This window comes from Yoonia sp. (assembly GCF_036770585.1).
GTDB lineage: Bacteria > Pseudomonadota > Alphaproteobacteria > Rhodobacterales > Rhodobacteraceae > Yoonia.
Genome location: NZ_DAIPIW010000004.1, coordinates 20,760 through 39,982 on the forward strand (window position 1 = coordinate 20,760; position 19,223 = coordinate 39,982).

Below are 19,223 nucleotides of genomic sequence, written 5' to 3' on the forward strand. Positions count from 1 at the left end.
TTTGGCCGCCGGAATTATTCGCCGGTGGCGACCAAACGCCAGTTCGGATCGTCGGCGTCCATCTTGCGCGCGAAGGTCCATGTGTCCTTCATCCGCTTGATCTCTTTCACGCTGCCTTCGACGACTTCGCCTGCGGCATTGCGCACCACGGATGTCATCTCGGCCTTGAACCGGATCGAGACCTCGCCTTCTTTCGTGATCTCGTCAAACTGCGCGTCCACCAGCGTCATATCGCTGATCCCGATGAAATTCGCCTCGACCGACAGGTTCTGGCGCTGGCGTTCATCCACGACCGAGGCGAAAGCCTCATACACGTCTTCGGAAATGAAGGGCAGGATGCTGTCCAGATCGCCATTCTCGAAGGCCATCAGGATCATCTCATAGGCGCCGCGCGCACCGCCGAGAAATTCGCTGACGTTGAAGGACGGATCGACCCGCTTCATCGCGGCAAGCGCTTTGGCGTCATCGGACCCGTCTTCGACATAGTCGGTGATATCAAGATCAGGCCCGCCTTCGATCACGTCAAAGTCAGGGCGACCGATGCGGTTTGCCGGTTCGGCCCGCGTGACGGCGGGTTTTTCAAAACCCTCCCGCGTGCCAAGCACCCCGCGCAACCGCAGAATCAGAAAGACAGCGATGGCCGCAAGTACCAGAAGCTGAATAATCGAAGAGTTCATTTCTACCTCGTCTGGGTGAGGGCATGGAAAACCGCCCCTTGGCTTATTATGTAGGTCACGGGTCGGGCCGAGTCCACCGTGCCCCCGAAACTGTTATGAAAGGCCAAGGCCATGTGGCTGCTCGCGGCATTTATCGCGGTCCCGATGATCGAAATCGCGCTGTTCATTCAGGTGGGTGGTGTGATCGGCGTCTGGTGGACCCTTCTGATCGTTCTGGCAACGGCGGTCGCCGGTTCGTTTCTCGTCCGCAGTCAGGGCGCACGCGAGCTGTCGAACCTGCAACGCGCCTTCAATGACCTCGACGATCCGACAGAACCCCTTGCCAATGGGGCGATGATCCTTTTCGCAGGTGCGCTTTTGCTGACACCCGGTTTCTTCACCGATGTGGTGGGTCTGTCGCTGCTCGTGCCAGCCGTGCGGCGGCGCGCGTTTCTCTGGGCCAGGTCCCGCGTCAAGGTGGAAGGTTTCAGGGTGGACACGGGCCAGCAGCCGCCACGGTCACATCGGCCCGACGACCGCGTCATCGACGGCGAATTCGAAGAGGTTTCGCCCCAAAAGCCGACGCACCGCCCACCATCCGAGTGGACACGGCATTGAGCCTCTGCCCGTAGCCTGCTAGGAACGCCCGAACCTTTTTGAACCGGAGCCGTTCTTATGTCCGATACCCCCGAAAACGGTGCCGCAGCGCCCCAGACGCCCGCCGCCGCACCCCAAGTGTCCAGTCGTGTGCTGGCGCAATACATCCGCGATATGTCTTTCGAGAATATCCTTGCCCAAAAGGGCGTGACCGGCGACGCGCAGCCTGAAATCCAGGTGCAGGTGAACCTCGATGCGCGCAAGCGCAAGCCCGACGACCAATACGAGGTGATCACCAAACTGAACATCACCAGCAAGACCAAGGAAAAGGGCGAGCCTCTGTTCGTTCTGGAACTGGAATACGCCGGTGTCTTCGAGGTGAAAGGCGTACCCGAGGAACAGATGCACCCCTACCTTCTGATCGAATGTCCGCGCATCACCTTCCCGTTCCTGCGCCGGATCGTCAGCGACATCACCCGTGACGGTGGCTTCCCGCCGCTGAACCTTGAGACAATCGACTTTCTGGCACTCTACCGCTCGGAACTCGCCCGTCGGGTCGAGGCGGAAAAAGCCAAGGCCAACTAGGCCAGTTTCTTCCAGACAGCGCCGTCGCCCAGTCTGTCCACAAAGGCGGCATGGGCGGCGGTCTCTTCTTGCGAGATACGCGAAGCGAGCGGGGTCGGGCGGGGCATCGGGCGCCAGCCATCCCCACTTTGGCCCGACATCTCGGGGGCATCCGCGCTTGCCAACCCGAAGTCCGGCTGCCGCCCGCCGATAAGTTCCAGATAGACATCCGCCAGAATTTCACTGTCCAGCAGCGCGCCGTGCAATGTCCGCGCGGTGTTGTCGATGGCAAAACGGCGGCAAAGCGCGTCGAGCGAGGCGGGCGAGCCGGGGAATTTTCGCCGCGCAATCGCCAGAGTGTCGATCGCCTGATCCATTGGAAGTTGCCGCAGGTCCATCCGGTGCAACTCGAAATTGAGGAATTTCATATCGAAAGCCGCGTTGTGGATCACCAGTTTCGCGTCCCCGACGAAGTCCAGAAAGCGCTGGCCGACGTCCGCAAAGACGGGCTTGTCCTTCAGCGTCTGCTGGCCCGGTTTGGCAGGCTGGGGCGGTTCCAGAAGATCGGGACCAATGCCATGCACCTCGAAGGCTTCGGCGGGCATCGACCGTTCGGGGTTGATATAGACGTGAAACGTGCGGCCCGTGGGCACATGGCCGATCAGTTCGACGGCACCGATCTCGACGATACGGTCGCCCTCGGCCGGTTCAAAACCCGTAGTTTCCGTATCCAGCACGATCTCACGCATCATTTGCCCCCGTCAGTTTCGCGATCAGGTGTCGCACGGCTGCGCGGGTGTCGTCCAGCGTCAGGGTCTCGATCACATGATCGGCCTTGCGGCGTTTGTCGGCATCCGGCATCTGGCGGGCAAGGATCTGCGCCAGAATTGCCTCATCCATCGCGCCACGGGCCAGAACCCGCGCTTTCTGCACATCCGCAGGGGCGGTGACGACCAGAACCGAATCCAGCCAGGCCTCGGCGCCGGTCTCGAACAGCAGCGGGATATCAAACACCACCAGCGGCGCATCCTGAGCCGCCAGAAAGGCCGCACGGTCCGCCGCGACAAGGGGGTGGACGATGCTTTCCAGCGTCTTGATCAGCGACGGATCCGTGGCGAGGCAGGCCTTCAATACCCCGCGATCTACCGCACCATCTATCACAGCTTCGGGGATGGCTTCGGCGATGGCCGGCACCGCCGCACCGCCTTTGGCGTAAAGCCGGTGCACGACCATATCCGCATCCCAGACCGGCACGCTTTCATCACGGAACATCTGGGCCGTGGTGGATTTGCCCATCCCGATGGACCCGGTCAGCCCCAGCAGATGTGTCACGCAAGCACCGCCGCGCGGGTCGCCTCGTCCACCTCGGGGCGCTGGCCGAACCAGCGCTCGAACCCCGGCACACCCTGATGCAAGAGCATCCCCAAACCATCGACAATCGTGCAGCCCCGCCTTTCGGCAGCGGCCAGAAACGGGGTCATAAGCGGGTTGTAGACGATATCCGTGACCACGGCGTCCTTGCGCAACAGATCAAGCGAGACCTTGAAGTCCGCCGCACCCTTCATGCCAAGCGAGGTGGTATTGACCACGGTCCGCGCCTCTTCCAGCATCATGTCGGCCTGCACCCAGTCGACCACCGAAATCCGCGCGCCGAAATCCGCGCGCAGGGCTTCGGACTTGGGGCGGGTGCGGTTCGAGACGATGATCTCGGGCACGCCGGCATCGATCAGCGCCACGACGACCGCGCGGGCGGCACCACCGGCACCGAAGACCGCCGCAGGACCGGCTTTCGGGTCCCAGTGCGGAGCACCTTGGCGCAGGTTGGCGATAAATCCATAACCATCTGTGTTATCGGCATAAATGCGACCGTCGCTTTTGAAGGTCAGCGTATTCGCGGCCCCGATCAGCGTTGCGCGATCGGTGATCTGGTCGGCAAAACCCAGCACGTTAACCTTGTGCGGCAAAGTCACGTTCGCGCCGACGTAGCCCTCTTTGGGAAGGCGCGACAGGGTCTCTTCCAGCTGGTCCTCGGAAACCTCGAGGGCCGTATACGACCCGTCCAGCCCATACCGTTTCAACCAATAGCCATGCAGCTTCGGCGACAGGGAATGGCTGATCGGGTTCCCGATGACGGCAGCGCGGGGAAAATCACTCATGTCGGCAATGTCCCGCGTAGGGTGAGGTAAGACAAGAGTTCGACAAGCGGCAGGCCCAGCACGTTGAAATAATCTCCGTCGATGCGTGCAAAAAGTCGCACTCCTTCTTCTTCCAGCTTGTAGGCCCCGACCGCGTGGCGGATGCTGTCCCAGTTCCGGTCCACATAATTGGCAAGATAGGCGTCACTTGCGTCGCGCATATGCAGACGGACCACACCCACATGACGCCAGAGCGGCTTGCCCTCGCCATAGATGACCGCCGCCGAAAGGAGCTGGTGGGGCTTGCCGCGCAGCGCCTTCAACTGATCCAGCGCCTGCGCAGGGGTTTCCGGTTTGGAAAAGATCTCGGGCCCGAAAGCCAGCACTTGATCACAGCCGATCACCAGCGCATCGGGATGTTTCGCGGCGACACGCTGGGCCTTGAATTCGGCCAGCGCGTCCGCGACATCCCGCGGGCTCGCCCCTTCGGCGCAAAGCGAGGCCCGGATCGCGTCTTCATCGATCCGAGCGGGCACGACAGAAATTTCCAATCCGGCATTCCGCAACAGTTGCGCGCGGATTTCGGAACCAGAGGCGAGAACCAGATGTTCGGACATGTGCATAACCTTCGGGAAAACCCCTGTGTCACCCTGAGGGCGAACATCCCCAGAAATAGCACTCGGGACGATATGGCCCAGCGACAATCGGATCCGGGGCGACTATCAGCATATTCTCCACCGTGGATTGGGATAACCGGCCGCTGTGGACGAATCGTGCATTGTCGCCCCGACGCGGTAGAAACACAAAATGACAAGACCGACCATGATTAACTAAATACTTGTTTTAATTAAGAAATAAGTGAATACCCGAACGGGAAACAGTCGTCCGGCCCGATGCCTGCCTTGGGATAACTCTGCGGATGAAAAAACAACCCACAGAAATCCGCCCCTCAAACAACAACATCATCTTTTCTTTCTTTCTTCATTTATGAAAGAAGGACAATGGCAAGACAGGGCAAGACATGATCGAATTTCTGTATACGATTTATCCTTGGATCAAGGCGTTGCACATCATGGCGGTGATCGCCTGGATGGCGGGGCTGTTTTATCTGCCGAGGCTCTATGTCTATCACGCGGAACGGGCGACGGTCGGATCGGAACTCGACCAGACATTTCAGATCATGGAAGAAAAGCTGCTGCGCGTGATCATGAACCCTTCGATGATCGTCGCATGGGTGGCAGGGTTGATCATGCTGGGTCTCGGGGTCTTTGACTGGGGGGCGGCCTGGTCCTGGATCAAGATCGCATCGGTGCTGGCGATGACATGGGCGCATATGTGGATGGCCGCACGGCGCAAGGAATTCGCGGCCGGCACGAACACGCGCACGGGACGGCAATACCGCATCTTCAACGAGGTGCCGACCGTCCTGATGTTTCTGATCGTCATCGCGGTGATCGTGCGGCCGTTCTAGTGCCCGATTGACTCGCGGGTGATCCATCCCTATGTCTGGCCTCGCTTCCCGTCCGGGAAAGAGACTTCCATCTGAGAAACGAAACGCGCCGCCCCAAGGGGCAGGCCATTGGAATACGTGATGTCCCAACACCGTTTGAACCTTGCCGATCTCAAGGCACAAAGCCCCAAAGACCTTTTGGCGATGGCCGAAGAGCTGGAGATCGAAAACGCCTCGACCATGCGGAAGGGCGATATCATGTTCGCGATCCTCAAGGAGCGCGCGGACGAAGAATGGGTCATCGGCGGCGACGGCGTGCTGGAGGTTCTTCAGGACGGTTTCGGCTTCCTGCGCTCGCCCGAGGCGAACTATCTGCCAGGTCCGGATGATATCTATGTCTCGCCCGACATGATCCGCCAGTATTCGCTGCGCACCGGCGATACCGTCGAAGGCGTGATGAAGGAACCCAACGATAACGAGCGTTATTTCGCCCTGACCTCGGTCGAGCGGATCAACTTCGAGGATCCCGACAAGGCAAAGCACAAGGTCGCCTTCGAAAACCTGACCCCGCTCTATCCCGACGAGCGGCTGAAAATGGAAATCGAGGACCCGACGGTCAAGGACCGGTCGGCGCGGATCATCGATCTGGTCGCCCCCATCGGCAAGGGCCAGCGGTCGCTGATCGTAGCCCCGCCACGGACGGGCAAGACGGTGCTTTTGCAGAACATCGCCAACTCGATCGAAAAGAACCACCCCGAGTGTTATCTGATCGTTTTGCTGATCGACGAACGCCCCGAAGAGGTGACGGACATGCAGCGGTCGGTAAAGGGCGAGGTTGTGTCCTCGACCTTCGACGAACCGGCCTCGCGGCATGTGGCGGTGTCGGAAATGGTGATCGAGAAAGCGAAACGTCTGGTGGAACACAAGCGGGACGTGGTGATCCTGCTTGATTCGATCACGCGTCTGGGGCGGGCGTTCAACACGACTGTGCCAAGCTCGGGGAAAGTTCTGACAGGGGGTGTGGATGCCAACGCGCTGCAACGCCCCAAGCGGTTCTTCGGCGCGGCACGCAACATCGAAGAGGGCGGTTCGCTGACGATCATCGCGACCGCCCTGATCGACACCGGCAGCCGGATGGACGAAGTCATCTTCGAGGAATTCAAGGGCACCGGTAACAGCGAGATCGTTCTTGACCGCAAAGTGGCCGACAAGCGCGTCTTCCCTGCAATGGACGTACTCAAATCCGGCACGCGGAAAGAGGAACTGCTGGTGGACAAGGCGGATCTTGCCAAGACCTATGTGCTGCGCCGCATCCTGAACCCGATGGGCACCACGGATGCGATCGAGTTCCTGATCGGCAAGCTGAAGCAGACCAAGACGAACAGCGATTTCTTCGACTCGATGAACACGTAACTTATTGTTTTATAACAATGGGTTAGATATGGATACGATCTTTGCCTTGGCAACGGCGCAGGGGCGCGCAGGTGTCGCGGTGGTCCGGGTTTCCGGGCCATCTGCGGTTCTGGCGGCCGGGCGGCTGTGCGGTTCTGTGCCTGCCGCGCGCGGGCTGCGGTCTCTGATCGATACCGAAGGCGCGCTGCTGGACGAGGCGTTGATCCTGCGCTTTGACGAAGGACGCAGCTTTACCGGCGAAGAGGTGATCGAACTGCACCTGCATGGCAGCCCCGCCGTGGTCGCTGCCGTGCTGCGGGTGCTTGGGGATTTGCCGGACCTGCGACAGGCCGAGGCAGGCGAATTCACGCGACGCGCGCTGGAGAACGGCAGGCTGGATCTGGCCGAGGTCGAGGGGCTGGCCGATCTGATCGACGCCGAGACGGAAAGCCAGCGGCGGCAGGCCGTGCGCGTCTTCTCTGGTGCCTTGGGCGAGCTGGCGGATGGCTGGCGGCAAAAGCTGATCCGCGCCGCGGCCCTGCTGGAAGCGACGATCGATTTCGCCGACGAAGAGGTGCCGGTCGATGTGACGCCCGAAGTGCGGACCTTGCTGGCAGAGGTCTCGGGCCAGATGCAACGCGAAGCGGACGGGGTGCGGATCGCCGAACGGGTGCGGGATAGTTTCGAAGTCGCGATCATCGGTGCGCCCAACGCGGGCAAGTCCACATTGCTGAACCGGCTTGCGGGGCGGGATGTGGCGATCACCTCGGAAATCGCGGGGACGACGCGGGACGTGATCGAGGTGCGGATGGATCTTGGCGGGTTGCCTGTATCGCTGCTTGACACAGCGGGGTTGCGCGAGACGGATGATGTGGTCGAAGGCCTGGGTGTTGCGCGGGCAAAGGAACGTGCCGAAGCTGCGGATCTGCGGATTTATCTGCTGTCGCCCTTTGAAGTGGGGCCAGAGGCGGCGGGGCCTGACGATATCGTCGTCCACGGCAAGGCTGATCTTGGGTTGCATGATGGGCTGTCGATATCGGGCAAAACCGGCGAAGGAATTGATGCGCTAATCGCTGAGGTATCCGGACGACTGCAAGCCCGGGTCGGACATATCGGCATCGCCATGCGCGAACGGCACCGGACAGCGATGCTGCGGGCGATTGCCTGCATGGATGCGGCGCAAGCAGGGATGGAGCACGACAGCGCCATGGCCGACCTGATCGCCGAAGACCTGCGCGCGGCGATCCGCGCGGTGGATAGCATTGTGGGCCGCGTTGATGTAGAACAGGTGCTTGACGAAATCTTCTCCAGTTTTTGCATCGGGAAGTAGGAGTGTTTCACGTGAAACATCAGGACTACGACGTGATTGTCATAGGTGGCGGGCATGCCGGTGCCGAGGCCGCGCATGCGGCTGCGCGGATGGGTGTGCGCGTGGCGCTGGTGACGCTGACCCGTGCGTCAATCGGTGTGATGTCCTGCAACCCGGCGATCGGTGGCTTGGGCAAAGGGCATCTGGTGCGCGAGATCGACGCGCTTGACGGGGTCATGGGGCGCGTGGCCGATAAGGCGGGCATTCAGTTTCGCCTGTTGAATCGCAAGAAGGGGCCAGCGGTGCAGGGGCCCCGTGCGCAATCGGACCGCCGGATCTACAAGACAGAGATGCAGGCAGAGCTTGCGCTTCTACCGAACCTCGACATCGTTGAAGGCGAGGCGACCGACCTGATCGTCGACACCGGCCGCGTCTCGGGTGTGGTGCTGCGCGACCAAAGCGAAATCCGCGCTGTGGCTGTGATCCTGACCACCGGGACCTTTCTGCGCGGGGTCATCCATATTGGCGATGTCTCGCGTCCGGGCGGGCGGATGGGGGACGACCCGTCAGTGAAAATGGCCGAGCGTCTGGACAGTTTCGGCCTGCCGCTGGGGCGGCTCAAAACCGGCACGCCGCCGCGTCTGGATGGGCGGACCATCAACTGGGGGGTGCTAGAAAAGCAGCCAAGTGATGATGATCCGGTGCTGTTCTCGTTCCTGTCCAAAGGCACCTATGCGCCACAGATCGACTGCGGGATCACCCATACGAACGAAAAGACGCATGATATCATCCGCGCCAATCTGGGGCGGTCGGCCATGTATGGCGGCCATATCGACGGGATCGGGCCGCGCTATTGCCCCTCGATTGAGGACAAGATCGTGCGGTTCGCGGATAAAACCTCGCACCAGATCTTTCTCGAACCGGAAGGCGTGACCGACCAAACGGTCTATCCCAACGGTATTTCGACCTCGCTGCCCGAGGACGTGCAGCACGACTATGTCCATTCCATCCATGGCCTTGAAAACGCGGTGATTTTGCAGCCTGGCTATGCGATCGAATACGACTACATCGATCCCCGCGCCCTGCGCGCGACACTGGAACTGCGCGATGTGCCGGGCCTTTATCTGGCCGGGCAGATCAACGGCACGACTGGCTATGAAGAGGCGGCGGCACAGGGTCTGGTGGCGGGCCTCAACGCGGCCTCTGCGGCGCTTGGCCGGGATCCTGTCACTTTCAGCCGCCGCACGTCCTACATCGGCGTGATGGTCGACGACCTGATCACGCGCGGCGTGTCGGAACCCTATCGCATGTTCACCTCGCGAGCCGAATTCCGCCTGTCCTTACGCGCCGACAACGCCGATCAGCGCCTGACAGCGATGGGCCGCGACATCGGCTGCGTCGGGGATCTGCGTTGGGCCGCCTTTTCGGACAAACGCGCGCAGCTTGACGATGCGACGGCACGGCTCGACACGATCACCGTCACCGCCCGCGAGATTGCCGCAACCGGCGCAAAACTGAACCCCGACGGCCCCCGCCGGTCGGCCCTTGATGCGCTGGCGCTCGCGGATTTCGGCTTTCCCGAACTTGCCGCTGCGGGCCACCACCTTGACGATATCGCGGACGACATCCGCGATCAGGTCAAGAAAGACGCGCTCTACGCCCATTACATCGCCCGGCAAGAGCGTGATATCGCGGCGCTGGAAAGGGATGAGCAACAGGTCATCCCCGACGATCTGGATTTCGCTTTAATCAGGGGCTTGTCCAATGAAATTGCAGGCAAATTGATCGCTTCACGACCTGCCACCATCGCTCAGGCTGGCCGGATCGAAGGGATGACGCCCGCCGCGCTGATGCTGCTGATCTCGGCCATCAAGCGGGATGTGCCCAAGGCCACGGGGACCTGACGCTTGCCAGACCTCGGTGGATTGTTAGTTTCACGTGAAACAATGGCGCGGCTAGAAGCCTTCGCGTCACTGATGGCCAAATGGACCCCGAAAATCAATCTGATCGCGAAAGGAACCCTTGGCGATATCTGGGACCGGCATATCGTCGACTCCGCGCAAATCTATCGCCATGCCCCTGAAGATTTCGCAACTTGGGCCGATATCGGCAGTGGCGGCGGGTTTCCGGGGATCGTCGTTGCCGCGATCGCAAAGGAAAAGCATCCCGACGCGCGGTTCGTTCTGATCGAAAGCGACCAACGCAAATGCGCCTTCCTGCGCACCGCCGCGCGCGCGCTCGATATGTCGGTCGATGTGATCGCCAGCAGGATCGAAGAGGCACCGCCCCAAGCCGCCGACGTCGTTTCAGCCCGCGCGCTTGCCCCTTTGCCCGCGTTGTTGCCGCTGATTCTGCGACACTTGCGGGAAGACGGCCGCGCCCTTGTCCACAAAGGCCGCCAGGCAGCGCAAGAGGTCGCCGAAGCCCGTGTCCAATGGGCATTTGACCTTGAAGATCACCCCAGTATCACTGATCCTGACGCACGACTATTGCAAATCCAAAGGATTCTTCCCCGTGGCAACTGAAACCGCCGTCAAGTCGACGATCATCGCTGTTGCCAACCAGAAGGGCGGTGTCGGCAAGACGACGACCACGATCAACCTTGGTGCGGCGCTTGCCGAGCTTGGAAAGCGCGTGCTTTTGCTGGACCTTGATCCGCAGGGAAACGCCTCAACCGGACTAGGAATTGCGTATGATATGCGCGATGCCACAACATATGACCTTCTTGCAGGTGAAATCGCGCTCGCAGATGCTGTCCAGACCACCAGTGTCGACAACCTCGAAATCGTGCCGGCCACGACCGATCTCAGCTCTGCCGATCTGGAGCTTGTCGACAACGCCAAGCGCAGCTACCTGCTGCGCAATGTCCTGCGTGATCCCAAGGGCGGCTGTGACAACTACGACTACATCCTGATCGACTGCCCGCCCTCGCTGAACATTCTGACGGTCAACGCCATGGTCGCGGCGCATTCGATCATCGTGCCCCTGCAAAGCGAGTTCTTCGCCCTCGAAGGTCTGTCGCAACTGATCCTGACGGTCCGCGACGTCCGCCAGACCGCCAACCCCGATCTCCGGATCGAGGGGATCGCCCTGACCATGTACGACAGCCGGAACAACCTGTCCCTGCAGGTCGAGGACGACGCCCGCGAGAATATGGGGGACATGGTTTTCAAGACCGTGATCCCCCGCAACGTCCGCCTCAGCGAGGCACCGTCATTCGCGGTGCCCGTTCTGGCCTATGACACCCAGTCCAAAGGTAGCGAGGCTTATCGCGCCCTTGCCAAGGAACTGGTCGACCGTATCGAAAAACAGAAGGCTGCCTGACATGGGACGCAATACGAAATCACGGGGCCTGGGGCGCGGTTTGTCGGCCCTGATGTCCGATGTCACGGCAGATACAGGGTCCGACGGAACCCCGAAACGCCCCGATCTGGTGGTGCCCATTGAACGGGTCCGGCCCAACCCCGACCAGCCGCGCCGCTTCTTCGCCGAGGAAGCCATGCTTGAACTCGTCAACTCTGTTGCCGAGAAAGGCATCATCCAGCCGCTGATCGTCCGGCCTGTCGGTGCGGATTACCAGATCGTCGCCGGTGAACGCCGCTGGCGGGCGGCGCAGAAGGCGAAACTGCACGAAGTGCCCATCATCGTCCGCGAATACGACGACACCGAAGTGCTTGAAATCGCGATCATCGAGAACATCCAGCGCGCCGACCTCAGCCCGATAGACGAGGGCGCGGGTTACAAGCAACTGATGGAAAAATTCGGCCATACGCAAGAGAAACTGGCCGAGGTCCTCGGCAAGAGCCGCAGCCACATCGCGAACATGATGCGCCTTGTCGGCCTGCCGGATGAAATCAAGGATTATCTCAATGCCGGACAATTGACCGCCGGTCACGCCCGGGCATTGATCGGGCATGATGACGCCATCGGCATCGCCCGCAAGGTCGTGCAGGAAAAGCTGTCGGTCCGTCAGACCGAAGCGCTGGCCAAAAAGGGGCTCGGTGATGACGGCAAACCTTCGAGCAGCCGCAGGGCAACGAAAGACGCCGACACCGTGCAGATCGAAAAGGAACTGTCGGCCCAGTTGCGGATGAAAGTGTCCATCGACCACGCTGCAGGGTCCGAGGGCGGCAAGATGACGATCAGCTACCGCTCACTGGATCAGCTCGATGATCTGCTGCGCGCGCTCTCGGGCGGCTAACCTTCCAGAAGTTGCCGCAGAACCGCGTTCAGCACGGGACGCCCCCGTGACGTGACGCAGAGGTGATCATCGGTCATTTCCAGCATGCCAATATCACGTAAACCATTGATATTGTTCATCAATACGTCATTCCACTGATCCGGAAACCGCTGCCGTGACACACCTTCGCGCAGCCGCAGACCCATCAGCAGGAACTCGGTGAACTGCTCGGTCCCGGTCAGTGTCTCGCGTGCACCCTCACCATTGCCGGTCTTGCGCACCTGTGCCAGCCACTGCGCCGGGCCGAGCGGGGTTTCCGTCGCAAAGCGCTGCCCGCCGATGGTCAGCCGGCCATGCGCCCCCGGTCCGATGCCCGCATAATCGCCATAGCGCCAGTAAATCCGGTTGTGCACGCTTTCCGCCCCGTCGGCGGCGTGGTTCGAGACCTCGTAGCCCACAAACCCCGCCGCCGCACAGATGTCTTGCGTTGCCAGATACATATCGGCGGCGGTGTCATCATCCGGCAGCCCGCGCAGCTTGCCCGCCTGATAGCGGTCGCCGAAGGCCGTGCCGTCCTCGATCGTCAGTTGGTAAAGTGACAGATGGTCCACGGCAAGCGACAGCGCCTGCTGCAATTCCATCTTCCATGCCGCAAGGCTCTGCCCCTGTCGTGCATAGATCAGGTCGAAACTGACGCGCGCGAAGGTGCTGCGCGCGATGTCGAAGGCGCGGAAAGCCTCGTCCACGGAATGCAGCCGCCCCAGCGCCTTCAGATCCGCATCATTCAGCGCCTGTATCCCCATCGACACGCGGTTGACGCCCGCGTCGCGATAACCCGCGAACCGTCCAGCTTCGACGGAAGTCGGGTTCGCTTCCAGCGTGATTTCCACGTCATTGGCCATCGGCCAGGTGGCGCGCACACGCGTCAGCACGGCATCCACCACCGCGGGGTCCATCAGGCTGGGCGTGCCACCACCGAAAAAGACCGAGCGCAACACCCGACCTTTGGTTTCCGCACCGACCCTGTCTATTTCGCTGAGGTAAGCCTCGGCCCAGGCCCGCTGGTCGATCTGCGCCACGACATGGCTGTTGAAATCGCAATAGGGGCATTTGGCCTGACAAAAGGGCCAATGGACATAGAGGCCAAAGCCCCCGTTTTCCCAATCCTCAGCCAAAGCAGCCTGCGACCAGTTTCCGGAACGCATCCGCGCGGTGGCTGATGCGGTTCTTTTCCCAGCGGTCCATTTCGCCGAAGGTCACATCATACCCTTCAGGCTGGAAGATCGGATCATAGCCGTGTCCCTGGTCCCCGCGCATCGGCCAGACGATCTGGCCGGGCATGACACCCGGGAAGACCTCGTCATGGCCGTCGGGCCAGGCCAGCACCAGCGTGCAACAAAAGCGCGCGGTGCGGGGGTGGGGGGCCTTCGCCGCCTCCAGCGCGCGCCATGCGCGCTCCATCGCCATGGTAAAGTCGCGGCCCTGCGGCGTTTCCGCCCAATCGGCGGTATGGACGCCCGGTGCACCGCCCAGACCGTCGATTTCGATCCCGCTGTCGTCGGCCAAGGCGGGCAGGCCGGTGGCCTTGGCTGCGGCATGGGCCTTGATGCGGGCATTGCCGACAAAGGTCGTTTCGGTCTCGTCCGGTTCGGGCAGCCCGTGATCAGCGTTCGAGGTCAGCACCACACCATAGGGCGACAGCAGGTCCGCGATCTCTTCCAGCTTGCCGCGATTGTGGGTCGCGATCACAAGGTCCTTGCCGTCGAACCGCCGCATCAGCCCACCGCGGCAAGCTGTGCTGCGGTCAGGTCCGCGATGCCTTTTCCGGCAAGGTCCAGCAGCCCGTCCATCTGCGCGCGGGTGAAGGTCGCGCCCTCCGCCGACATCTGCACCTCGATCAGGCGGCCAGCGGTCATGACGAAATTGCCATCGACACCGGCCTCTGAATCCTCGGGGTAGTCAAGATCCAACACATTTTGCCCCGCATAGACGCCGCAGGACACAGCCGCCACCGGATCGACCAGCGGGTCGCTGATCACGTCGCCCGCCTTCATCAGCTTTTGCACCGCCAGTTTCAGCGCAACCCAACCGCCGGTGATCGCAGCGCAGCGGGTGCCGCCGTCGGCCTGAATGACGTCGCAGTCGATGGTGATCTGCCGCTCGCCCAGCGCCACGCGGTCCACACCCGCCCGCAGCGAGCGCCCGATCAGCCGCTGGATTTCCTGCGTGCGGCCCGACTGGCCATTTTTCGCCTCGCGCCGCATGCGCGTATTCGTCGCGCGCGGCAGCATCCCGTATTCCGCCGTGACCCAGCCAAGGCCCGAGCCCTTCAGGAAAGGCGGCACGCGGTCGTCCAGCGTTGCGGTGCACAAGACATGGGTGTTGCCGCATTTGATCAGACAGGACCCCTCGGCATGCATGGTGACACCGGTCTCGATCGATATGCTTCGCATTTCATCTGTCTGACGGCCGGATGGGCGCATGGGGTCACTCCTTTTGATTGCAACCTGTCGATACGCTGCCCACATATGGAATCCAACCCCGATTGACGGTCCTGACCACTTGGTTTTAATTGGCTCGCTTTCACCAGAGGATGCGATGACGCAATCACCGCCGAACATCGACGACATGACCGCCCGCTCGCGCGAGGTCTTCCGCCGCGTGGTCGAAGGCTATCTGGAAAGCGGCGCGCCTGTGGGATCACGCACGCTGACGCGGGACTTTTCGGAAAGGGTCAGTGCTGCCACGATCCGCAACGTCATGCAGGATCTGGAATACCTCGGGCTTCTGGGCAGCCCGCATGTCAGCGCAGGGCGCATCCCGACGCAGCTTGGCCTGCGCATGTTCGTCGATGGCCTGCTCGAGGTCGGCGATCTCGACGGCAAGGACCGCGAGACCATCGACCGGACCGTGGCCTCGAACGATCATGATGTGACAACGGTGCTTGATCAGGTGGGGCAGGCGCTGTCGGGCGTGACCCATGGCGCCAGCCTTGTGCTGACGCCCAAACACGAGGCGCCGATCAAGCACATCGACTTTGTCTCGCTCAATCGCGAACGGGCGCTGGTGGTGTTGGTCTTCGCCGATGGCCATGTGGAAAACCGCGTCTTCACACCGCCTGTCGGGCAGACGCCCTCATCCATGCGCGAGGCGGCGAATTTCCTCAATTCCATCGCCGAGGGGCATACCCTGTCCGAGCTTGGCACCGTTGTCGCCCGTGAAATCGTGGCGCGGCGTCAGGAAATCGACGCACTTGCCCGCGATCTCGTCGAGAACGGTCAGGCGCTGTGGGAAAACGAGGGCCAGACGACCGAACGGCTGATCGTGCGCGGGCGCGGCAACCTCTTGGGTGACAGCGAATCCGAGCACGACCTTGCCCGGATCCGCACGCTGTTCGACGACCTCGAACGCAAGCGCGACATCGCCCAGTTCCTCGATCTGGCGCAAGACGGCGAGGGCGTGCGCATTTTTATCGGCTCCGAGAACAAATTGTTCTCGCTTTCGGGTTCCTCTCTGGTGGTTTCCCCTTATATGAACGCCGACCGAAAGATCATTGGTGCGGTCGGTGTCATCGGCCCGACCAGATTGAATTACGGCCGTATCGTGCCGATCGTGAATTATACTGCCAAGCTGGTCGGCAAGATGATCGCCGACCGCGCGTGAAGGAAAGAACGCATGTCCAAAAAGACCGAAGATCTGCAAACCCTCGACGAACTCGCCGCTGAAGGCGACGAGATGGAAGCGGCCTCTGCCGATGGCGAGACAGGCTTTGACGAGATCGAGGCCCTGCGCGCCGAGCGTGACGAATTCCGCGACAAGTTCATGCGCGCGCTGGCCGATGCCGAAAACACCCGCAAACGCGCCGACCGTGACCGCCGCGAGGCCGAGAATTACGGCGGCTCGCGGCTCGCCCGTGATCTGCTGCCGGTCTACGACAACATGGACCGCGCCCTGAAGGCCGCCAACGAGGGCGAGGAAAAAGTGCCGGACTCGCTGCTCGAAGGGATCGAGCTGACCATGCGCGAGCTGATCAACGTCTTCAAAAAGCACGGGGTAAAGCCGATCACACCGGAAGTGGGCGAAAAGTTCGACCCCAAGATGCACGAAGCGATGTTCGAGGCCCCGCTGCCCGGAACCAAAGCAGGCGAGATCATCCAGGTCTCGACCACCGGCTTTCTGCTCCATGACCGGCTGTTGCGTCCCGCGCAGGTGGGCGTGTCGTCGATGAAGGCCTCTTAAGGGGCATCCGCGACGGAATTTCCCAAAGGGCGTAGGGTTACTCTGCGCCCTTTGCCATCTGCGTCAGCTCATAGATCAGATCCAGCGCCTCGCGCGCGGTCAGCGTGTCGGGGTGGATGTCCTTCAGTCGCGCTTCCACCGCCGAGGTTTTGGGTCTGGCGGGCGCAGGTGGCGGCGTCGCGGCGAAAAGCGGCAGGTCGTCGATCACCGCCTTGCGCGCGGTGCCGCCTTCACGCTCGCCTTTCTCCAGCGCTTCCAGCACCACGCGGGCGCGGTCCACGACCACAGGCGGCAGCCCCGCCAGCCGCGCGACCTGCACGCCATAGCTGCGGTCGGCAGTGCCGCGCTTGACCTCGTGCAGGAAGATCACGTCGCCCTCCCATTCCTTGACCGTGACCGTCGCGTTATCGACCCCCGCCAGTTTGCCCGCCAGCGTCGCCATCTCGTGGTAATGTGTGGCGAAAAGCGCGCGGCAGCGGTTCACGTCGTGCAAATGCTCCAGCGTCGCCCAAGCGATGGACAGCCCGTCATAGGTCGCCGTGCCGCGCCCGATTTCATCGAGGATCACCAGCGCACGGTCATCCGCCTGATTGAGGATCGCGGCAGTTTCCACCATTTCCACCATGAAGGTCGACCGCCCGCGCGCCAGATCATCCGAGGCGCCCACGCGGCTGAAAATCTGGCTGACCACCCCGATATGGGCCGCCTCGGCTGGCACAAAGCTGCCCATCTGCGCAAGGATCGCCAAAAGCGCATTCTGGCGCAGAAAGGTGGATTTGCCGGCCATGTTCGGACCGGTCAGCAGCCAGATCTGCGTATCGGTCAGGTCGCAGTCATTGGCGACGAATGGCGCACCTGATTTTTGCAACGCGGCCTCGACCACCGGATGGCGTCCGCCCGTGATCGCAAAGGCGCGGCTGTCGTCCACACGCGGCCGCACCCAGTTTTCCGTCACGGCAAGATGGGCAAGGGCGGTGGTCAGGTCGATGTCCGCCAAGGCTCGGGCCAGCGCACCAAGCGGGCCCGCATGGGCGATGATCGTCTGGCGCAGGGTGTCGAAGAGGCGTTTCTCGATCTCCAGCGCGCGGCCACCGGCGTTGAGGATCTTCGTCTCGATCTCGGACAGGTCCACGGTCGTGAACCGCACCTGATTGGCGGTGGTCTGGCGGTGGATGAAGGTGTCCGACAAGGGCGGGGCCATCATCTTTTCCGCATGGGTAGCGGTGGTTTCGATGAAGTAACCCAGCACGTTGTTGTGCTTGATCTTCAGCGATTGCACGCCTGAAAGCTGCACATAGTCCGCCTGCATCCCCGCGATGACCGAACGGCCCTCGTCGCGCAGTTTGCGCACCTGATCCAGTTCATCGTCATGGCCGGGGGCGATGAACCCGCCATCGCGGGACAACATGGGTGGTTCCGCGACCAGCGCCTGATCCAGCAGGTCCAGCAGGTCGTCGTGGCCCGTCAGCCCCTTTGCCGCATCGGCCAGCACCTGCGGCAGGCCATCGGGCAGGCCCTGCGCCAGCCCTGCGGCCTGCGCAATCGTGTTTCTTATCGCGGCCATATCGCGCGGGCCGCCCCGATCCAAAGCCAGCCGTGAAAGCGCGCGGTCGATATCATGCACGCCCTTCAGGGCATCGCGCATATCGGCGGTCAGGCGGGTGTCTTCGGTCAGATAACCGACCGCCGCCTGTCGCGCGCCGATCACATCGACATCGCATGACGGCGAGGACAACCGCCGTTCCAGCAAACGCGCGCCGCCCGCAGTCACCGTCCGGTCGATGCAATGCAAAAGCGACCCCTGCCGCCCGCCGCCCATGCTGTGGGTCAGTTCCAGCGACCGCCGTGTCGCGGCGTCGATCTGCATCGCCGCCGATTGCCCTTCGCGCACAGGCGGGCGCAGCAGGGGCAGGTTCCCGCGCTGCGTGATGTCAAGGTATTCGGCGACGGCGGACATGGCCCCGATCTCGGCCCGCGTGAATGTCCCGAAAGCATCCAGCGACCCGACCTTGTAAAGCGCACAAAGCCGCTTTTCGCCGCTGGTGCTGTCAAAGGCGGCGGCGCCAAGGGTGGTCAGGGTCGCGCCTGCATCCGCGATCACACCCGCCCACTGGCCTTCGGACCCGTCGATCACGATGACCTCGCGCGGGGTGATCCGGGCCAGTTCCGGCCCCAGCGCCCCCCCCGCGCAGGGCATCACATGAAACCCCCCGGTCGAGATATCGACCCAGGCCAGCGCGCCCTCGTCGCGGACCACATGGTAAGCGGCCAGAAAGTTGTGACGGCGGGCATCGAGCAGCGAATCCTCGGTCAGCGTCCCGGGGGTGACCAGCCGCACGACCTCGCGTTTCACGACGGCCTTGGAGCCACGCTTTTTCGCCTCGGCGGGGCTTTCCATCTGTTCGCAGACCGCCACGCGAAAGCCCTTGCGGATCAGCGTCAGGAAATACCCCTCGGCGGCATGATAGGGGACACCGCACATCGGGATATCACCGCCATCATGCTTGCCGCGCTTTGTCAGGGCGATATCCAGCGCCTCGGATGCGGCGACGGCATCGTCAAAGAACATTTCGTAGAAGTCGCCCATGCGATAAAACAAAAGCGCATCGGGGTGCTGCGCCTTGATCTGAAGATATTGCGCCATCATCGGCGTGGTGTTGGTGTCGCTGCTCATCAATCCCCCCGGATCGCCCTGCGCACA

Annotated in this window: 20 protein-coding genes; 11 read left to right on the forward strand and 9 right to left on the reverse strand. The window is 62.1% G+C overall.

The features are described 5' to 3' along the window. Positions 1-14: 14 nt before the first annotated feature. Positions 15-677 carry a Tim44/TimA family putative adaptor protein gene (locus V7N12_RS01510; protein ID WP_333712159.1) on the reverse strand — a complete coding sequence of 221 codons (663 nt, stop codon included), beginning with the start codon at positions 675-677 and terminating at the stop codon, positions 15-17. Between the two features lie 111 nt (positions 678-788). On the opposite strand from V7N12_RS01510, the gene V7N12_RS01515 reads away from it, so the two are divergent. Continuing rightward, positions 789-1,274, forward strand: coding sequence for an FxsA family protein (locus V7N12_RS01515; RefSeq protein ID WP_333712160.1), 486 nt, complete (start codon positions 789-791; stop codon positions 1,272-1,274). A 57-nt stretch (positions 1,275-1,331) separates the two neighbouring features. After that, positions 1,332-1,838 (forward strand): protein-export chaperone SecB, encoded by a 507-nt coding sequence (secB, locus tag V7N12_RS01520; RefSeq protein ID WP_333712161.1) that lies wholly within the window; start codon positions 1,332-1,334, stop codon positions 1,836-1,838. Here the strand turns inward: secB and dnaQ are convergent. The 4 genes from dnaQ to V7N12_RS01540 are packed head-to-tail and all read right to left on the reverse strand — an operon-like array spanning position 1,835 to position 4,569. Next, positions 1,835-2,566, reverse strand: coding sequence for a DNA polymerase III subunit epsilon (dnaQ, locus tag V7N12_RS01525; protein WP_333712224.1), 732 nt, complete (start codon positions 2,564-2,566; stop codon positions 1,835-1,837). The two genes, secB and dnaQ, sit on opposite strands and share 4 nt — an antisense overlap. After that, the gene (gene coaE, locus V7N12_RS01530) at positions 2,559-3,149 is read right to left on the reverse strand and encodes a dephospho-CoA kinase (RefSeq protein WP_333712162.1); all 591 of its coding nucleotides are present in this window, start codon (positions 3,147-3,149) and stop codon (positions 2,559-2,561) included. Before coaE ends, dnaQ begins: the two co-directional genes overlap by 8 nt. Further along, the gene (locus tag V7N12_RS01535; RefSeq protein WP_333712163.1) at positions 3,146-3,973 is read right to left on the reverse strand and encodes a shikimate dehydrogenase; all 828 of its coding nucleotides are present in this window, start codon (positions 3,971-3,973) and stop codon (positions 3,146-3,148) included. Before V7N12_RS01535 ends, coaE begins: the two co-directional genes overlap by 4 nt. After that, entirely contained in the window at positions 3,970-4,569 is a 600-nt protein-coding gene (locus V7N12_RS01540) for a Maf family protein (protein WP_333712165.1), read from the reverse strand. Before V7N12_RS01540 ends, V7N12_RS01535 begins: the two co-directional genes overlap by 4 nt. Before the next feature lie 404 nt (positions 4,570-4,973). On the opposite strand from V7N12_RS01540, the gene hemJ reads away from it, so the two are divergent. From hemJ to V7N12_RS01575, 7 genes are all read left to right on the forward strand, one after another. Next, on the forward strand, positions 4,974-5,423 hold the full coding sequence (gene hemJ / locus V7N12_RS01545) for a protoporphyrinogen oxidase HemJ (protein WP_333712167.1): 450 nt from the start codon (positions 4,974-4,976) through the stop codon (positions 5,421-5,423). 120 nt (positions 5,424-5,543) lie between these two features. After that, the gene (rho, locus tag V7N12_RS01550; protein WP_333712168.1) at positions 5,544-6,815 is read left to right on the forward strand and encodes a transcription termination factor Rho; all 1,272 of its coding nucleotides are present in this window, start codon (positions 5,544-5,546) and stop codon (positions 6,813-6,815) included. Positions 6,816-6,843: 28 nt separating this feature from the next. Beyond that, positions 6,844-8,124 carry a tRNA uridine-5-carboxymethylaminomethyl(34) synthesis GTPase MnmE gene (mnmE, locus tag V7N12_RS01555; protein WP_333712170.1) on the forward strand — a complete coding sequence of 427 codons (1,281 nt, stop codon included), beginning with the start codon at positions 6,844-6,846 and terminating at the stop codon, positions 8,122-8,124. An 11-nt stretch (positions 8,125-8,135) separates the two neighbouring features. Beyond that, positions 8,136-10,007, forward strand: a complete 1,872-nt coding sequence (gene mnmG / locus V7N12_RS01560) for a tRNA uridine-5-carboxymethylaminomethyl(34) synthesis enzyme MnmG (RefSeq protein ID WP_333712171.1) — start codon at positions 8,136-8,138, stop codon at positions 10,005-10,007. Positions 10,008-10,049: 42 nt separating this feature from the next. Beyond that, a complete protein-coding gene (gene rsmG, locus V7N12_RS01565) occupies positions 10,050-10,628 on the forward strand; it encodes a 16S rRNA (guanine(527)-N(7))-methyltransferase RsmG (protein ID WP_333712173.1) in 579 nt (192 codons plus the stop codon). After that, positions 10,618-11,427 carry a ParA family protein gene (locus V7N12_RS01570; RefSeq protein WP_333712174.1) on the forward strand — a complete coding sequence of 270 codons (810 nt, stop codon included), beginning with the start codon at positions 10,618-10,620 and terminating at the stop codon, positions 11,425-11,427. The genes rsmG and V7N12_RS01570 overlap by 11 nt, the downstream gene beginning before the upstream one ends. Position 11,428: 1 nt before the next feature. Next, positions 11,429-12,304 (forward strand): ParB/RepB/Spo0J family partition protein, encoded by an 876-nt coding sequence (locus tag V7N12_RS01575; RefSeq protein WP_333712176.1) that lies wholly within the window; start codon positions 11,429-11,431, stop codon positions 12,302-12,304. Here V7N12_RS01575 and hemW read toward each other — a convergent pair. Genes hemW through rph form a run of 3 tightly spaced genes read right to left on the reverse strand, consistent with a single transcriptional unit; the run spans position 12,301 to position 14,766 of the window. After that, positions 12,301-13,458, reverse strand: a complete 1,158-nt coding sequence (gene hemW, locus V7N12_RS01580; protein WP_333712177.1) for a radical SAM family heme chaperone HemW — start codon at positions 13,456-13,458, stop codon at positions 12,301-12,303. The two genes, V7N12_RS01575 and hemW, sit on opposite strands and share 4 nt — an antisense overlap. Continuing rightward, complete coding sequence (gene rdgB, locus V7N12_RS01585; protein WP_333712178.1) at positions 13,451-14,059, reverse strand: RdgB/HAM1 family non-canonical purine NTP pyrophosphatase; 609 nt, start codon at positions 14,057-14,059, stop codon at positions 13,451-13,453. The genes hemW and rdgB overlap by 8 nt, the downstream gene beginning before the upstream one ends. Next, positions 14,059-14,766: a ribonuclease PH gene (gene rph, locus V7N12_RS01590; RefSeq protein WP_333712179.1), complete on the reverse strand. Its 708-nt coding sequence runs from the start codon at positions 14,764-14,766 to the stop codon at positions 14,059-14,061. The genes rdgB and rph overlap by 1 nt, the downstream gene beginning before the upstream one ends. Positions 14,767-14,881: 115 nt before the next feature. Here rph and hrcA point away from each other — a divergent pair, with 115 nt between their 5' ends. Then, on the forward strand, positions 14,882-15,946 hold the full coding sequence (gene hrcA / locus V7N12_RS01595; RefSeq protein WP_333712181.1) for a heat-inducible transcriptional repressor HrcA: 1,065 nt from the start codon (positions 14,882-14,884) through the stop codon (positions 15,944-15,946). 12 nt (positions 15,947-15,958) lie between these two features. Continuing rightward, complete coding sequence (locus V7N12_RS01600) at positions 15,959-16,522, forward strand: nucleotide exchange factor GrpE (RefSeq protein WP_333712182.1); 564 nt, start codon at positions 15,959-15,961, stop codon at positions 16,520-16,522. Between the two features lie 37 nt (positions 16,523-16,559). Here V7N12_RS01600 and mutS read toward each other — a convergent pair whose 3' ends face one another. Next, complete coding sequence (mutS, locus tag V7N12_RS01605; RefSeq protein ID WP_333712183.1) at positions 16,560-19,196, reverse strand: DNA mismatch repair protein MutS; 2,637 nt, start codon at positions 19,194-19,196, stop codon at positions 16,560-16,562. Positions 19,197-19,223 lie beyond the last annotated feature (27 nt).

Excerpts from the sequence above, each read along its gene's own strand:
- V7N12_RS01510 (WP_333712159.1), bottom strand. The coding sequence starts at position 677 with ATGAACTCTTCGATTATTCAGCTTCTGGTACTTGCGGCCATCGCTGTC.
- V7N12_RS01515 (WP_333712160.1), top strand. The coding sequence starts at position 789 with ATGTGGCTGCTCGCGGCATTTATCGCGGTCCCGATGATCGAAATCGCG.
- secB (WP_333712161.1), top strand. The coding sequence starts at position 1,332 with ATGTCCGATACCCCCGAAAACGGTGCCGCAGCGCCCCAGACGCCCGCC.
- dnaQ (WP_333712224.1), bottom strand. The coding sequence starts at position 2,566 with ATGCGTGAGATCGTGCTGGATACGGAAACTACGGGTTTTGAACCGGCC.
- V7N12_RS01535 (WP_333712163.1), bottom strand. The coding sequence starts at position 3,973 with ATGAGTGATTTTCCCCGCGCTGCCGTCATCGGGAACCCGATCAGCCAT.
- V7N12_RS01540 (WP_333712165.1), bottom strand. The coding sequence starts at position 4,569 with ATGTCCGAACATCTGGTTCTCGCCTCTGGTTCCGAAATCCGCGCGCAA.
- hemJ (WP_333712167.1), top strand. The coding sequence starts at position 4,974 with ATGATCGAATTTCTGTATACGATTTATCCTTGGATCAAGGCGTTGCAC.
- rho (WP_333712168.1), top strand. The coding sequence starts at position 5,544 with ATGTCCCAACACCGTTTGAACCTTGCCGATCTCAAGGCACAAAGCCCC.
- mnmE (WP_333712170.1), top strand. The coding sequence starts at position 6,844 with ATGGATACGATCTTTGCCTTGGCAACGGCGCAGGGGCGCGCAGGTGTC.
- rsmG (WP_333712173.1), top strand. The coding sequence starts at position 10,050 with ATGGCGCGGCTAGAAGCCTTCGCGTCACTGATGGCCAAATGGACCCCG.
- V7N12_RS01575 (WP_333712176.1), top strand. The coding sequence starts at position 11,429 with ATGGGACGCAATACGAAATCACGGGGCCTGGGGCGCGGTTTGTCGGCC.
- rdgB (WP_333712178.1), bottom strand. The coding sequence starts at position 14,059 with ATGCGGCGGTTCGACGGCAAGGACCTTGTGATCGCGACCCACAATCGC.
- rph (WP_333712179.1), bottom strand. The coding sequence starts at position 14,766 with ATGCGCCCATCCGGCCGTCAGACAGATGAAATGCGAAGCATATCGATC.
- hrcA (WP_333712181.1), top strand. The coding sequence starts at position 14,882 with ATGACGCAATCACCGCCGAACATCGACGACATGACCGCCCGCTCGCGC.
- V7N12_RS01600 (WP_333712182.1), top strand. The coding sequence starts at position 15,959 with ATGTCCAAAAAGACCGAAGATCTGCAAACCCTCGACGAACTCGCCGCT.
- mutS (WP_333712183.1), bottom strand. The coding sequence starts at position 19,196 with ATGAGCAGCGACACCAACACCACGCCGATGATGGCGCAATATCTTCAG.